The sequence below is a fragment of the Chromohalobacter sarecensis genome, assembly GCF_023061135.1.
In the GTDB taxonomy this organism is placed as follows: domain Bacteria; phylum Pseudomonadota; class Gammaproteobacteria; order Pseudomonadales; family Halomonadaceae; genus Chromohalobacter; species Chromohalobacter sarecensis.
Map to the genome: position 1 here is coordinate 24,189 of NZ_JAKGAN010000005.1, position 14,656 is coordinate 38,844.

Sequence of the window (14,656 nt, forward strand, 5' to 3'; positions counted from 1 at the left end):
GTTGCGAATATAAGGTGAGTTCGCTCCAATAGCGGCTCTGAATCCCTGCATCGAGGAGCCACCGTGTCGGACACCGATCTCGCTCTGACGCTTTACCATGCGCTGACTGACAGCGGCTGGCGGGAGAGCTTCGACCGAGCCTCTCTGGCGCGTGGCGAGGACTATGCTCGGCAGGGGCGAGTGCGCGCAGGCGCGAGACTGGAACGGCAGGATCAATTGCTGGTACTGCGCGCCGAGGTGGCCGGCAGCGGACGCCGTACCTATCTCACCCATCTGGCCGTGGAGCCCGGCAACCCCGAAATGAGGGTGGTCAGTGACTGCAGTTGTCCAGTGGGGCGTCAGTGTAAGCACGCGGTGGCGGTGATCGATAACTTTCTACAAGAAGTTGAAGTCGAAACGGATGGCGTTCCAGAACGCCATGATACGACACAGCTCGAACAGCAGTGGGAAGCATGGCTGGCCGATCTTGAGGCGCCTGATGAATTCGCTCAGTCGGTTGAACGGGTCGAGCCAGCGTACCGCTTGGGGCTGTTCCTGGACGTCAAGGCTAACCCACTGGAGCCGACCCTCAAGGTACTGCCGGTATGGTTACGGCCCTCGAAGCAGCGTCGGGGCAACGCCTGGGTGAAACCGCAGGTCATTCAGATACGTCATGGCGCAGGCCTCGAACCGGCGCCCGAGGGCGGTTGGGACCCTAGGTTGGAAGAGGCGCTTGAACTGCTGCTGTATGGCGAGACTGATATCGGCAGCGGGAGTTATCAGCATCTTTGGGGCGTGGTGTCGCATGCCTTCCAGGCCCGTGCGCTATGGGCGCTGCTCGCGAGCGACGCGCCACCGTTGTTGTTCTACCAGAATCAGACCGGGGCGCAGCTCGAGCCCGGCCCCGATGGCCGACTGACACTGACCTGGGTGCCGGATGCCGAGGGCAACCAGTATCTGCAGGCCGATACCGACCCTGCCGATATGCTTTCGGATGATGCCGTGGTAGTGCGCGCCGGCCGTGAGCTCTGCTATCTCGATCCGCCGCGGGGTGCCTTCGGGCGCATGGAGGGGGCGCCCGAGCTGTTGCGACGGTTGCGCTATTCGCCGCCGCTGCCACCGGAGATGAGTGAATGGCTGGGTGAGCGGTTGAACAAGACGCCGGCACTGGCCGAGAAACTACCCGTCCCGCAGGCGGTGGAGGAACGCACCCTGGAAGATGTGGCGCCGCAGCTCAAGGCCACCATGCGAGTGGCGGAGGGCCAGCTCGGCTATCGTGTCGGTACCCTTGTATCGCGTGGAGTGCGAGTGGGCGCCGCCGTGGTCAGTTTCGATTACCAGGGCGTGGAGGTGGCGCCGGAAGAGGGCGAAACGGCTCAGGTCTTTCGCCATGGCCAGCGGTTGATCATCAAGCGCGACCCCGAGGTGGAACTGGCCCTGGTGCGCACGCTGCCGCATGGCATGATCACCCTCGAGCGGTTGCGCGAGAGCGGGGCGATACCAGGCCATCTGGACCTACCCAACTGGTCGCTGCTGCTGCCGGTGGCCGACACGCCGCCCGCCAGCGACGCCGAGTGGCTCACCCATCTCGCCGGCCCGGAAGGCTGGTGGGAGATGATCGCCAAACTGCGCGAGGCGGGTTGCCTGGTCGAATTCGCCCCGTCATTCCCGCCGGAGCCGCTCTACGTCGAGCCCGAGGCGTGGCATGGTGAGCTGGAACCGGCAGGCAACGGCTGGTTCGATCTGGCGCTGGATATCGAGGTAGAGGGCGAGCGACTAAATCTGCTGCCGATCCTGCGGCGGTTGCTGCAGGATCCAGCCTTTCCGCTGGAGCCGGCTGCTGATGAACTCGAGGACGCCGGTTGGACGCTGGTGTTGGATGAGCAGCGCCGCCTGACGCTGCCGCTGCCTCGGCTGCGTGCGCTGATGGCGCCGATTCTCGATTGGCTGGGTGACGAGGCCGATCCCGAGGCGGCGCTCAAGCTGCCGATCAGCGCCGTTGAGCGGGTGGCGCCACTTGCCGAGCATGAGCGCTGGGCGGGGCGCGAAAACGTTGAGGCCCTGACTCGGCGCCTGCGTGAGCTGCCCGCCAGCCTGCCGGTGCCGCAGGGCTTCGTCGGTGAACTGCGTGACTACCAGGGGCGCGGCATTGCCTGGCTGCGCTTTCTTTCCGAGCTCGATACCGGCGGCATTCTCGCCGACGACATGGGCCTGGGCAAGACCGTGCAGGTGCTCGCCCATTTGCTCGACGAGCGTGCGCGTGGTGCCTTGCAGGGACCGGCATTGGTGATTGCACCGACCAGCCTGGTGGGCAACTGGTGTGCCGAGGCCGAACGCTTCGCGCCGGGCCTGAAAGTTGTGGCGTTACAGGGAGACAAGGCGCAGCGTCACCTCCGGATCGAGGAAGCGCTCCCCGAGGCCGATCTGGCGATCACCACCTACCCGCTGCTTATTCGCGACCTGGAGATGCTGCGCGAGGTTGCCTTCGGTCTGCTGGTGCTCGATGAGGCCCAGGCAATCAAAAATGTCGCCAGCCAGACTGCCCGCGCGGTGCGCGAGCTCAACGCTTCCCGCGCCTTGGCGATGACCGGTACGCCGCTCGAGAACCACCTGGGCGAGCTGTGGGCGCAACTGGATGCGGTGGCACCGGGGGCCTTGGGTAGCCAGCAGTGGTTCGGTCAGCGTTTTCGCACGCCCATCGAGAAGGAAAGCGATGTAGCGCTGCGCGAAAACCTGTCGCGGCGCATTGCGCCGCTGATGCTGCGGCGGACCAAGCAGCAGGTGCTGGGCGAGTTGCCCGAGAAGGTCGAAAGCCGTCGGGATATCACCCTTACCGGCGTACAGCGCGAACTCTACGAGAGCCTGCGCCTGGCCCAGCACCAACGAGTGCAACAGGCCATCGCCGAGCGCGGCCTGGCCGGCTCGGGAATCATAATGCTCGACGCCCTGCTCAAGCTGCGCCAGGTGTGCTGCGACCCGCGACTGGTCAAGCTGGACAGTGCCCGAAAGGTGAACCGCTCGGCCAAGCTGGAGCAACTGCGCGAGCTGCTACCGACGTTGATCGAAGAGGGCCGGCGCATCCTGGTCTTCTCGCAGTTCACCGAGATGTTGGGTCTGATCGGCCAGACGTTGGAGAAGGATGGCATTGCCTACACCACGCTCACTGGCGACACCCCGGGCAAGATCCGCACCCAACGGGTGGCGCTGTTTCAGCAGGGCGAGATCCCTGTGTTCTTGATCAGCCTCAAGGCGGGCGGTACCGGTCTCAACCTGACGGCCGCCGACACCGTGATTCACTACGATCCCTGGTGGAATCCTGCGGTGGAAGCCCAAGCCGCCGGCCGCGCTCACCGCATGGGTCAGCAGAACTCAGTGTTCGTTTATAAGCTGGTGTGCGCCGGTACGGTGGAGGAACGCATTATCGATCTGCAGGCGCGCAAGGCGGATCTCGCGGCCTCGATCCTGGAAGGCGGCGCCGAGCGCACGAGTGACGGCCCATTGTTCGACGAGGAGGACCTGGCGTTACTGTTCGCACCGGTGGCGTAACGTGCTCCACTTAGGCGTCGGCGCCGGCCCAGAGGGCAGGCGCCGTCGCGTTAGGGGTATGTGCTCAGCGCGCTCCCTCGGCAGGCGTCGAGACCTGCCCGCGCATCAGCACGTAGTAGCACGCTCCGCCCAGGCCGGCGCCGAGTAGCCATGCGAAGCCTGCCAGCGCGGCGAGAGCCGGCATCCACACCGAGGCCAGCGAGAACAGCGCGCCGATGGCGAAGGCCACTAGGCCGCGACGGTTCCAGCCGTTGGTGTAGTAGTAAGTACTGCCGGGCGCAGCCGAGAACAGCGCCTGCACGTCCAGATGGCCACGGCGGACGACGTAGTAGTCGATCACGATGATGCCGTAGAACGGGGCGATGACGGCGCCGATGGCGTTGACGAAGCCGGGGATGCCGATCTGGCTGATCACGCTGACCCATAACGCGCCGATGAAGAAGGCGATGACCGCCGTGATCAGCCCGCCGAGGCGGAAGCTGATGCGCGATGGAAACAGGTTGGCGAGGTCATAGGCGGGGGGAATGAAGTTGGCCACCAGGTTGATGCCCACCGTGGCGGCGAAGAAGGTCAGTGCGGCGATAATCGTCAGCGGCAGGCTGTCGACACGCTCGACGATGTCCGAAGGATTGGTCAGCGCCTCGCCGAACAGCGCCAGCGTCCCGGCGGTGATGATCAACGCGATGAACGAGAACACCGCCACGTTGAGCGGCAGCCCGAGCCAGTTGCCGAGCCGCATGGCACGTTCGTTCTTCACGAAGCGTGCGAAGTCGCCGAAGTTGATCACCACGGCGGCGAAGTACGCGATCATGGTGCCGAGCACGGTGAAGAAGGCGCCGATGGCGCTGCTCGTTGCCTCGCTGCTGCCACTGAAGATGTCATCCACCGCGGGCAGTAACGATTCCCCGGCCTGCCACCAGACCACGCCCATCAACACGATCATCACCGCGTAGACTAAGGGTCCCGCCCAGTTGAGGAAGTGTTTGATACGCTCGATCCCCGCCCAGAACATTGCCAGTTGAAAGACCCAGACGATGACGAAGGCCAGCCAGGCCACGCTCGATAGCCCCAGGAACTGGCCGCTCTCCGGTATGCCCAGCGCGGTTAGCAAGAGCGTGACGGCGGTGGAGGCGAAGTAGGTCTGCACGCCGTACCAGAAGATACCGATCACCGCGCGCAGCATGGCCGGTAAATTGGCGCCGTGCACGCCGAGGCTGGCGCGCACCACCACCGGAAACGGAATGCCGTATTTGACGCTGGGCCGCCCGGTCAGGTTGACCAGCACCATGACCACCAGGCCGGCGAGGATGATGGCGGCCATCACCGCCCAGCCGTTGAGGCCGTAACTCAGGAACAGCGAGGCGGCCAGGGTGTAGCCGAACAGGCTCTGGATGTCGTTGGCCCAGACATTGAAGATCTCGAAGGCGCCCCAGCGTCGCTGGTGATAGGGCAGCGGCGCCAGGTCGGCGTTGTAGAGGCTTGCGTCGGGCGCCGTGAGGCGCAGGTCGTTATCGTTCATGGCGGCGCTCTGTGTCGGATGCAGGTTCGTGGATGACGGTGTCATTGGCAAAAGCGCTGGCAGGCCGGCCAGTAGCGCATCATCAGGTAATACGCCAGACCGGCGGGCACGAGGCTTGCGTACCACGAGATCGCCGAGACATTGAGCGCCACCAGCGCCCCGATCAGCGTGGCGATGAAGGCGGCGTAATTGATGCCGCGATAGGGACCGCGCGTGTCATAGAGCTTGTCGATATCCAGCGTGCGTCGGCGGATGAGGTAATAGTCCACCGCCATGATCGCGAAGATCGGCCCCAGAAACGCCGAATAGGTCTGCACGAACAGTTGCAGCCCGGCGGCGGAGCCGTCCTTGACCAGTTCCCAGGGGAAGGTGGCGAAGGCCAGCAAGCCGACGATCACCGTGGCGCTGCGGAACTTCAGCTTGAACACATCCATCAGCACATAGGTCGGCGGCACCACGTTGTTGAGCACGTTGGTAGTGACCTGGGCGAAGGCGATGAACAGCAGGGTGGTGATCAGCAGCGGCGGGTTGTCGACGGCATTGGCGAACACTTGGATGGGGTCGGCGACGCCGGTGGCCCCGGAGACCATCAGCCCGATCAGGCCCATGAACAGCGTGCAGGGCAGGATCGACATGGCGTAGATGGTGGCCAAAAGCCCCGGCCCTGTGCCGTGCCTGAGTTCGCGTGAGTAGTCGCTGGCGTTGAGGATCATGGTGCTGTAGATGCCCAGGAACAGCATCGTCGCGCCCCAGAACGGCAGCCCCCATGTGCCCTCGATGTTTATGAGCTGCTCGCCGAGCACGTCGCCGTATTTGTTGATCACGCTGACGAACATGTACACCAGCGAGACCAGAATGAAACCGCTGCCGATGTTCTCCAGCCACTTGATGCCCTGGAAGCCGAACACCGACAGGGCGATCTGCAACAACTGGAAGGTGATGAAGTAGAACACCAGATTGTCGAAGCCCAGCAGCGTCGCCGACACGGCGTTGAGCGCGCCGGCACCGATCCAGCTCTGAAAGCCGTACCAGACGATGGCCGGTACCGCGCGTACCAGGCCGGGCAGGCGCGTGCCGGTGAAACCGAAGGCGCTGCGTGCCTGCACCATGAAGGGAATGCCGTACTTGTAGCCGGCCGCACCGTTGATTGCTAGCGCCACGCCGATCACGAAGCAGCCGATGGCGATGGCCAGTGACGCCTGCAATAGGTTGAGCGTGCCGACGATGCTCGAGCCCATGGCGAAGGTGCCGATGGATACGCAGCCGCCGAACCAGGCCAGCAGATAGGACGTGCGCCCCATGATGCGTGTTTGCTGGGGCGCCAGGGATTCTTCCCCCGGTGCCTTGCCGGGAGATTGGGCGGTACCAGGCGCTTCCGCTTTCGCGTCCGGCGAGGTGGATTCGCTTGTCATGACGCTTTCCTCGGGCGGGACCGGATCCCGCTGTTTGTTGTTGTGCGCTCCCGATGATGGGAACGTCCGAGTGGTGTAGCGTGCTGTTTGTCTATTTTTCTATCTGTTGGGCATCGTGGTTATCGGTGTGATGCAGTAACGCGACTCCTCCCATAGGCGGGCATTAACATTAGCGTGATAGATGCGCGAACTGGCCGGTGAACGCCTTGGGGCGCGGAAAATCCAGATCGCCATGCTTGCTGGTGCCGAGGCCCAGGCCGACCAATGCCTCGGCCAGCTTCACGGCGGCGGTGACGCCTTCGATGATGGGAATGCCCACCGCCTCCTCGATGGTGGCGCGCAAATCGGCCATGCCGCCGCAACCGAGCACGATGGCGCCGATGCCGTCTTCGTCCCGGGCGCGTCGGCAGGTCTCGATCACCCGCGTGAGCGCCGCATCGCCATCGTCTTCCAGGTCGAGCACGGGGATCTCCGCCGCGCGCACGCGGCGGCAGTGATGCGTGAAGCCATAGGCTTGCAGCAGATGCTCGGCAATGATTCCGGTGCGCCCCAACGTCGTGACCACCGAGAAGCGTGTGCTGATCAGGCTGGCCACATGGAAACCGGCCTCGGCGATGCCCAGCACCGGGGCGCGGGTCAGCTCGCGTGCTGCCATCAGCCCGGGGTCGCCGAAGCAGGCGATGATGTAGGCGTCGCTGCCCTCGCGCTCGCCCTTGGCGATTTCCTCGGTCACGCCCACCGCGCTGATCGCCTCGTCGAAATGCCCCTCGATGGAGACCGGGCCGCTTTCCGGCTGCGTGGCGACGATCCGCGTGCCCGGCGCCGCGATGCGGCTGGCGGATTCACCGATGCGCGTGGTCATACCGGTACTGGTGTTGGGATTGATGAGGTGCAGGCGCATAAAAATCCTTGAGCGCGAGGTATAGCCTCGGACGCGGTATTTTTTTGTCTACAAAATTTCTAGTATTGAATACAAAATAAGTCAATGCCTGAGCGTCGCCGCGCCAAGCAGGCGCTAAGCCACCGGCAATCTATATCACCGGTTGACGGCGGGCTAATCGAGATCTTGTAGGCGAGAAAACGTCGCGATAGGGATTCCCGGTGATCCGCCAATGGATTGATTTTTTGTATACACCAACGCACGCTAATCGTGTGATACAACAAGAAACGGGAGTGTTTATGGGCATGGCATCATCCTCCGATCCGTCCGCCGTTTATCCGCGCGATCTCATTGGCTATGGTCGCACGCCACCGCAAGCGAACTGGCCGGGTGGGGCGCGCATCGCCGTGCAGTTCGTGCTCAATTACGAAGAGGGCAGCGAAAACAGCGTGCTGCATGGCGACAGCCACTCCGAACAGTTTCTCTCCGAAATCGCCGGCGCCGACGCCTATCCGGATCGCCACCTGAGCATGGAGTCGATCTACGAGTACGGCTCGCGGGCGGGGGTGTGGCGCGTGCTGCGCGAGTTCGAACGACGCGGGCTGCCGCTGACTGTGTTCGGTGTCGCCATGGCGCTGGAACGTCATCCCGAGGCGGCGCATGCCTTCAAGGAACTCGGCCACGAGATCGCCTGCCACGGCTATCGCTGGATTCACTATCAGAATGTGCCGGAAGCCGTCGAGCGCGAGCATATGCAGCGCGCCGTCGAGATATTCCGAACGCTCTACGGCGAGGCACCGCTGGGCTGGTATACCGGCCGCGACAGCCCCAATACGCGGCGTCTGCTGCTCGATCAGGGCGGCTTTCTCTACGACAGTGACTACTACGGCGACGACCTGCCGTTGTGGACCGATGCTCAGGACAGTCAGGGCCAGACGCATCGCCACCTGATCGTGCCCTATACGCTGGATACCAACGATATGCGCTTCGCCTCGCCCACCGGGTTCGATCACGGCGAACCGTTCTTCCAGTATCTGCGCGACGCCTTCGACGTGCTCTATGAAGAAGGTGCCGAGACGCCGAAGATGCTGTCGATCGGGCTGCACTGCCGACTGATCGGTCGCCCCGGGCGCTTCCGCGCGCTGCAGCGCTTCCTCGATCATCTCGAGGCCCACGACCGGGTGTGGATAACCCGGCGTGTGGACATCGCCCGCCACTGGGCGGCGGAGCATCCGGCTTGAACAAGGAGAGACGAGGCATGCCACAGCACACTGATACATCTCAGAATACCTACTACGCCCCCCATGGCGGGTTGCCGCCGCAGAGCCAGTTGATTCATGGTCGAGCGGTGTTCACCGAGGCGTATGCGGTGATCCCGAAAGGCGTGATGAGCGATATCGTCACCAGTTTCCTGCCGCATTGGGAAAAGACGCGGTTGTGGATACTTTCGCGGCCGCTTTCCGGCTTCGCCGAGACGTTTTCGCAGTACATCATGGAGGTCTCGCCCGGTGGCGGCAGCGAACGACCGGAGCCGGATAGCGGCGCCGAGGGCGTGCTGTTCGTGGTCGAGGGCGAGATGACGTTGACCCTCGACGGCCAGGCGCACGCGATGACACCGGGCGGTTACGCCTTTCTGCCACCGGACGCCGACTGGCAATTGCGCAACGACAGCGATGCGCCGGTGCGCTTCCACTGGATTCGCAAGGCTTACGAGCAGGTCGAGGGATTGGACGTGCCTGAGGCGTTCGTCACCAACGAGAACGACATCGCGCCGATCGCCATGCCGGACACCGATGGCAAATGGGCCACGACGCGCTTCGTCGATCCGCAGGATGTGCGCCACGACATGCACGTCAATATCGTCACCTTCCAGCCGGGTGGGGTGATCCCCTTCGATGAGACTCACGTCATGGAGCATGGCCTCTACGTATTGGAGGGCCGCGCGATCTACCATCTTAATCAGGATTGGGTCGAGGTCGAGGCCGGCGACTACATGTGGCTGCGCGCGTTCTGTCCGCAATCCTGCTACGCCGCCGGGCCGGGGCCGTTTCGCTATCTGCTCTACAAGGATGTGAATAGGCATATGAAGCTGCGCTTGAGCTGAGACAATATCCTCTGAGGAGAACGCATGCTCGAACTTACCGCCCAACCGCTGACCGACGAGGCTTTCGCGCCGTTCGGCGATGTCATCGAGCGTCATGATGCCGATAGCTTTCCCATCAATAATGGCCGCACGCAGCGTTATCACGACCTGGCGCGGGTCGAGACACTCGGCGAGGGCGCTCGGCCGATCATCAGCCTTTTCGTCAGCCAACCCGTGGCACTGCCGCTGACTCTCACGTTGCTGGAGCGTCATCCGCTCGGCAGCCAGGCCTTCATGCCGTTGCACGGCGAGCGCTTCATCGTCGTCGTCGCGCCGCCGGGGGAACGTATCGAACCCGACGACGTGCACGCGTTTGTCACCGATGGTCGCCAGGGCGTCAACTATCGCGCCGGGACCTGGCACGCCATTCACTCGGTGCTCGATGTGGAAGGCGAGTTCCTGGTGGTGGATCGTGCCGGCGAGGGCAACAACTGCGAGGAATACCCGCTGGACGCGCGGGTGAGTTTATAAGCAGGTATCCACACCGTGGTGGTGTTCAACGGTACGGCCATGCACGGTGATCGCTTATTGTGTTCATAAAGCCCGACCAGGGGACTCGCTGATGCCGGACGCGCGCCATTCCGTTGAGCGTCTCAAGGAAGTCTTTTCCGCCTTTCTGATACTGGGCCTGACGTCCTTCGGTGGGCCGATTGCCCACCTGGGCTATTTCCGTGCCGAATTCGTCACGCGGCGCCGTTGGCTGTCGGAGGAGGACTACGCCGACCTGGTGGCGCTGTGTCAGTTTCTCCCGGGTCCGGCCAGCAGCCAGGTCGGCTTCGCCTTGGGGCTATTGCGAGGCGGGGGCTGGGGAGCCGCTGCCGCCTGGACGGCCTTTACGCTGCCCTCGGCCATCGTGCTGGTGCTTTTCGCGTCAGGTGCCGCGGTTCTCGATGGCCCGATCAGCGAGGGCATCCTGCATGGGCTCAAGGTGGCGGCCGTGGCGATCGTCGCTCACGCTGTCTGGGGTATGGCGCGCAAGCTTTGCCCCGACCAGCGGCGCGCCGGCATCGCGCTGGCGGCTGTTCTATTGGTGGTGCTGATCGGTGGGCCGGTGGGGATGGTAACGGCCATCGTGACCGGTGCGGTGGCCGGTATGCTGTTTTGTGGAGACTCAGTGTATCGCGACCAAGGCGGCCCCGTGTCGAGTGAATTGCATTTCCCGGTGTCGCGGCGCGTCGGCCAGATCGCTGCCGCATTTTTCGCCGCGTTACTGATCGGGCTGCCTTGGTTGGCCTGGATGTCGTCGTCCATGGTGGTGTCGATGATCGACGCCTTCTACCGCGCCGGCGCCTTGGTGTTCGGGGGCGGGCATGTGGTGCTCCCGCTGTTGGAAAGCGAAGTCGTCCAGTCAGGCTGGGTGACACCCGATAGCTTCCTCGCGGGCTATGGCGCCGCCCAGGCGATTCCAGGACCGCTATTCACCTTTGCGGCGTATCTTGGTGCCGAGATGGGGGCTTTGTCCGTGCCGCTTGTCGGCGCGGCGTTGGCGCTCATCATGATCTTCTTACCGGGACTCTTGCTGCTGGTGGCCGTGCTGCCTTACTGGAACCGCTTCCGGCGTCTGGAGCGCGCGCAATCACTGATGCGTGGCGCGAATGCGGCGGTGGTGGGTATCCTGGGCGCTGCGCTCTATCAGCCGGTCTGGACCAGCGTGGTGGTCGGCTCTGCCGAGTTTGCCCTGGCATTGACGGGCTTTCTGCTGTTGAGCGTCTGGAAGCTACCGGCCTGGGCGGTGGTAGTGATCCTGGCGGCCGGGGGCGTCGTCATCACGCTGTAGGGGGGGGGGAGAATCAGCGCGAGCCAACGCAGAGATTGGCTCGCGCATCGTTCACGGCAGGCGTTACGCTTCGTGACTCGCCTTGTCGCGACGCGGATCGCGTCCCAGCGGGTGCGGTTCGCCGCGTTGCTTGGCAAGCTCGATCTGGCGTTGACGCTCGCGGGCGCTGGTCCGGGTTTTCTCCGGCAGGTTATCCCAGCAGTGCGGGCAGCTTACGCCGGGTTCGTATTTCGCGGAGGCCATATCGTCTTCGGAGATCGGCCGGCGACAGGCGTGGCACTGTTCGAAATCGCCTTCGGCGAGGTCGTGACGCACGGTCACGCGGTTGTCGAACACGAAGCATTCGCCCTGCCAGCGTGACTGCTCTTCAGGCACTTTCTCCAGATAGCTCAGAATCCCCCCCTTGAGGTGATACACCTCCTCGAAGCCTTCATTGAGCATGAAGCTTGAGGCCTTCTCGCAGCGGATGCCGCCGGTGCAGAACATCGCCACCTTCTTGTGCTTGGCGGGGTCGTAATGCGCTTTGACGTAGTCGGGAAACTCGCGGAATGTCTTAGTCTGCGGGTCGATGGCGCCCTCGAACGAGCCGATTTCCACTTCGTAATCGTTGCGCGTGTCGATGACCAGCACTTCCGGGTCGGCGATGACGTCGTTCCAGTCCTCGGGCTCGACATAGGTGCCAGCCTGCTGGTCAGGGGCGACGCCTTCCACGCCCATGGTCACGATCTCGCGCTTGAGCTTGACCTTGGTGCGATAGAACGGATGCGCGTCGCAGTAGGATTCCTTATGGGCGACCGCGGCCAGGCGCGGATCGGCCCGCAGCCACGCCAGCAAGGCGTCGATGCCCTCGCGGGTGCCGGAGACGGTGCCGTTGATGCCTTCTTGAGCGAGCAGCAGCGTGCCCTTCACATCGTGGGCGCGCATCGTTTCGAACAAAGGCTCGCGCAGGGCCTCATAGTCATCTAGCGTGACGAACTGATAAAGCGCCGCGACCACGATGGCCGGCGCGTCGTGCGGTTGGGTCATGTCTGTCTCCTGGTAATCGTCCCCGTAAAGGACGGACCGGGTGAATCGTTGGCGAGTGCCAAGGGAGGCGTATTTTACGCAATGCTATCCTGAGACGCATCCATGCCGCCGCAACTCGGCGTTTGCCCTATACCGAGAAACACAAAATGGCGATTAGACTTAAGGCGGGTATGCGTGCGATATGCTAATATGTTGCCCCGTTTAATGAACCCGTCCGCCGGCGGCGCCTCGTCATCCGGCAGACCCGACCTGTCGATATCGCCATGACGCATCGTTACCTCAATACCTCCTTGTTGCTGGGCGCCCTGGGCGTTTCCGGCGTTGCCTTCGCCCAATCTTCCGCGCCTGAGGTAATGGAAGTCACGGCCCCCCGCCTCGATCGCGAGCTGTACACCACGCCCGCCGCAGTGTCCGTGATCGAACAAGATGATATCGCCGCAGGGCAACAGCGCGTGCGTCTCGATGAGTCGCTGGTGCGTGTGCCGGGCGTGTTTCTGCAAAATCGTGACAACTTCGCCCAGGGCGAGCGCTTAGCGATTCGCGGCTTCGGCGCGCGGGCGCCGTTCGGGGTGCGCGGAATCACGGTGATGACCGACGGCATTCCCTACACATTGCCCGATGGACAGGCACAGCTCGATGCCATCGACCTCGACAGTGCCGAGCGCATCGAGGTGATTCGCGGTCCGTCGTCAGTACTGTACGGCAACGCGGCGGGGGGCGTTCTCAGCGTGACCACGGCCGATGGGCGCGACGATCAGAAGACACGTCTGGGCGCCGAGATCGGCAGTGACGGCTACCAGAAATATCGCTTCAGCGATGGCGGCGTGAATGGCCCCTGGTCGCATCATGTGAGCGTGTCGGCGCTTAATTTCGACGGTTATCGCGATCAGAGTCAGGTCGAAAAGTATCACCTCAACGCCAAGGTACGTCGTGAGCTAGGCAACGACCGCGCGCTGACGGCCATCGTCAACTTGCTGGATAATCCGCGCTCCGAGGACCCGGGCGGGCTGACACGCGAGCAAGTCGACGCCGACCGCGATCAGGCCGGCGACTTCACCAAAGAATACGATACAGGCCAGAACGTCGACCAGCAGGTGCTGGGGCTGCAGTATGAGGATCTGTCCGCCGGGCCGGGGGAGCTATACGTCAAGGGCTTCTATTTGCAGCGTGACTTCGAACAGCAACTGCCCTATCCCGGCGACAGTCTTCTTGGCTACAAGCGTGACTATTACGGTGGCAGTGCCGAATATCATCAGGATCTGCTCCTAGGTGATCTGCCGCTGCGCTATGTGGTCGGTGTCGATGTGGCGCGTCAGGAGGACGATCGCTGGCGGCGCAACGTCGAGTTCGATGGCACGATCAGCGGTGAAACCGCCGACGAGACTCAGAATGCGACCTCTGTGGGTGTTTTCGCCCAGGGCGATCTGGATCTCACTGACAAGCTGACGCTGTCACTGGGGACCCGTTATGACCGCGTCGATTTCGATATCGACGATGACTTCGACAGTGACGGTGACCAAGGCGGCGACCGTACCTTCCGTGAGTGGAGCGGTTCGGCGGGCTTGAGTTATCGTTACCTGCCGACGCATCAGGTCTACGTGACCACCGGGACGTCGTTCGAGACACCGACGTTCTCTGAATTCGCCAACCCCAGTGGCGTGGGCGGTTTCAATCCGGCCGTTGAGCCGCAGAAGGCGTGGAATCGCGAAATCGGACTACGCGGCAATTTCAACAATGGCGTGGATTACGATCTGGCGCTGTTCTCGGTACGTGTGCGTGACGAGCTGGTGCCTTACAACGAGGAGGGTCGGGACTTCTACCGCAACGCCGGAGACTCCTCGCGCGATGGCGTCGAGCTGGCGCTGGGCTGGCAGATGACGCCGAGCTGGCGCCTCGACAGCGCCTTGACGCTGGCCAAGTACGAGTTTGATGAGTACGACACGCAAGAGGGTAATTATGGCGGCAATCGCATTCCCGGCTTGCCAGAGCAGACGTGGATGAACCAGCTTTCCTGGCAGGGCCTCGACGAGCGTTTCGCGACGCTCGAGACGCAATACATCGGCGACATGGTGGCGGATGACGCCAATGACGTAGACGTCGATGACTATTGGCTGGTCAATTTACGCGTCGGTGATGGCTGGCACCTGGGCGGTGACACCTTGCTCAAGGGGTACGTGGGCATACGCAATCTCTTCGATCGCGAGCACTTCGCCAATGTGCGCATCAATGCCAACAACGATCGCTATTTCGAACCGGCCTCGGGGCGGACCGTCTACGCTGGTATGGAAGTCGCGTTCTAAACGCATCGCGTCATTCGCTCACTGGTGCGTCGCTTCGGCCAGTGGGCAGGTGGATCGATAATCAGAAAGTGAGG

Annotated in this window: 10 protein-coding genes; 6 read left to right on the forward strand and 4 right to left on the reverse strand. The window is 63.1% G+C overall.

Annotated elements, in window-relative coordinates; genetic code table 11:
• Nucleotides 1–63 precede the first annotated feature (63 nt).
• Nucleotides 64–3,525, forward strand: coding sequence for a DEAD/DEAH box helicase (locus L1071_RS16265; RefSeq protein ID WP_246973238.1), 3,462 nt, complete (start codon nucleotides 64–66; stop codon nucleotides 3,523–3,525).
• 64 nt (nucleotides 3,526–3,589) lie between these two features.
• Here the strand turns inward: L1071_RS16265 and L1071_RS09215 are convergent, their stop codons facing one another.
• The 3 genes from L1071_RS09215 to L1071_RS09225 form a co-directional block, all read right to left on the reverse strand.
• Complete coding sequence (locus tag L1071_RS09215) at nucleotides 3,590–5,044, reverse strand: NCS1 family nucleobase:cation symporter-1 (RefSeq protein WP_246973240.1); 1,455 nt, start codon at nucleotides 5,042–5,044, stop codon at nucleotides 3,590–3,592.
• Nucleotides 5,045–5,085: 41 nt separating this feature from the next.
• Nucleotides 5,086–6,456 carry an NCS1 family transporter gene (locus tag L1071_RS09220; RefSeq protein ID WP_246973243.1) on the reverse strand — a complete coding sequence of 457 codons (1,371 nt, stop codon included), beginning with the start codon at nucleotides 6,454–6,456 and terminating at the stop codon, nucleotides 5,086–5,088.
• A 169-nt stretch (nucleotides 6,457–6,625) separates the two neighbouring features.
• Nucleotides 6,626–7,357 carry an aspartate/glutamate racemase family protein gene (locus L1071_RS09225; protein ID WP_246973256.1) on the reverse strand — a complete coding sequence of 244 codons (732 nt, stop codon included), beginning with the start codon at nucleotides 7,355–7,357 and terminating at the stop codon, nucleotides 6,626–6,628.
• Nucleotides 7,358–7,635: 278 nt separating this feature from the next.
• Here L1071_RS09225 and puuE point away from each other — a divergent pair, with 278 nt between their 5' ends.
• The 4 genes from puuE (at nucleotide 7,636) to chrA (ending at nucleotide 11,256) form a co-directional block, all read left to right on the forward strand.
• Entirely contained in the window at nucleotides 7,636–8,577 is a 942-nt protein-coding gene (gene puuE / locus L1071_RS09230) for an allantoinase PuuE (protein WP_378110208.1), read from the forward strand.
• 17 nt (nucleotides 8,578–8,594) lie between these two features.
• Nucleotides 8,595–9,440: a bifunctional allantoicase/(S)-ureidoglycine aminohydrolase gene (locus L1071_RS09235; protein ID WP_246973272.1), complete on the forward strand. Its 846-nt coding sequence runs from the start codon at nucleotides 8,595–8,597 to the stop codon at nucleotides 9,438–9,440.
• Nucleotides 9,441–9,464: 24 nt separating this feature from the next.
• Entirely contained in the window at nucleotides 9,465–9,950 is a 486-nt protein-coding gene (locus L1071_RS09240) for an ureidoglycolate lyase (RefSeq protein ID WP_246973275.1), read from the forward strand.
• A gap of 91 nt (nucleotides 9,951–10,041) precedes the next feature.
• Nucleotides 10,042–11,256, forward strand: a complete 1,215-nt coding sequence (gene chrA, locus L1071_RS09245) for a chromate efflux transporter (protein ID WP_246973291.1) — start codon at nucleotides 10,042–10,044, stop codon at nucleotides 11,254–11,256.
• A gap of 63 nt (nucleotides 11,257–11,319) precedes the next feature.
• On the opposite strand, the gene trhO is transcribed toward chrA, so the two are convergent.
• Complete coding sequence (gene trhO, locus L1071_RS09250; protein ID WP_246973293.1) at nucleotides 11,320–12,282, reverse strand: oxygen-dependent tRNA uridine(34) hydroxylase TrhO; 963 nt, start codon at nucleotides 12,280–12,282, stop codon at nucleotides 11,320–11,322.
• A 263-nt stretch (nucleotides 12,283–12,545) separates the two neighbouring features.
• Here trhO and L1071_RS09255 point away from each other — a divergent pair, with 263 nt between their 5' ends.
• The gene (locus L1071_RS09255; RefSeq protein ID WP_246973295.1) at nucleotides 12,546–14,582 is read left to right on the forward strand and encodes a TonB-dependent receptor family protein; all 2,037 of its coding nucleotides are present in this window, start codon (nucleotides 12,546–12,548) and stop codon (nucleotides 14,580–14,582) included.
• The last annotated feature ends 74 nt before the right edge of the window (nucleotides 14,583–14,656 follow it).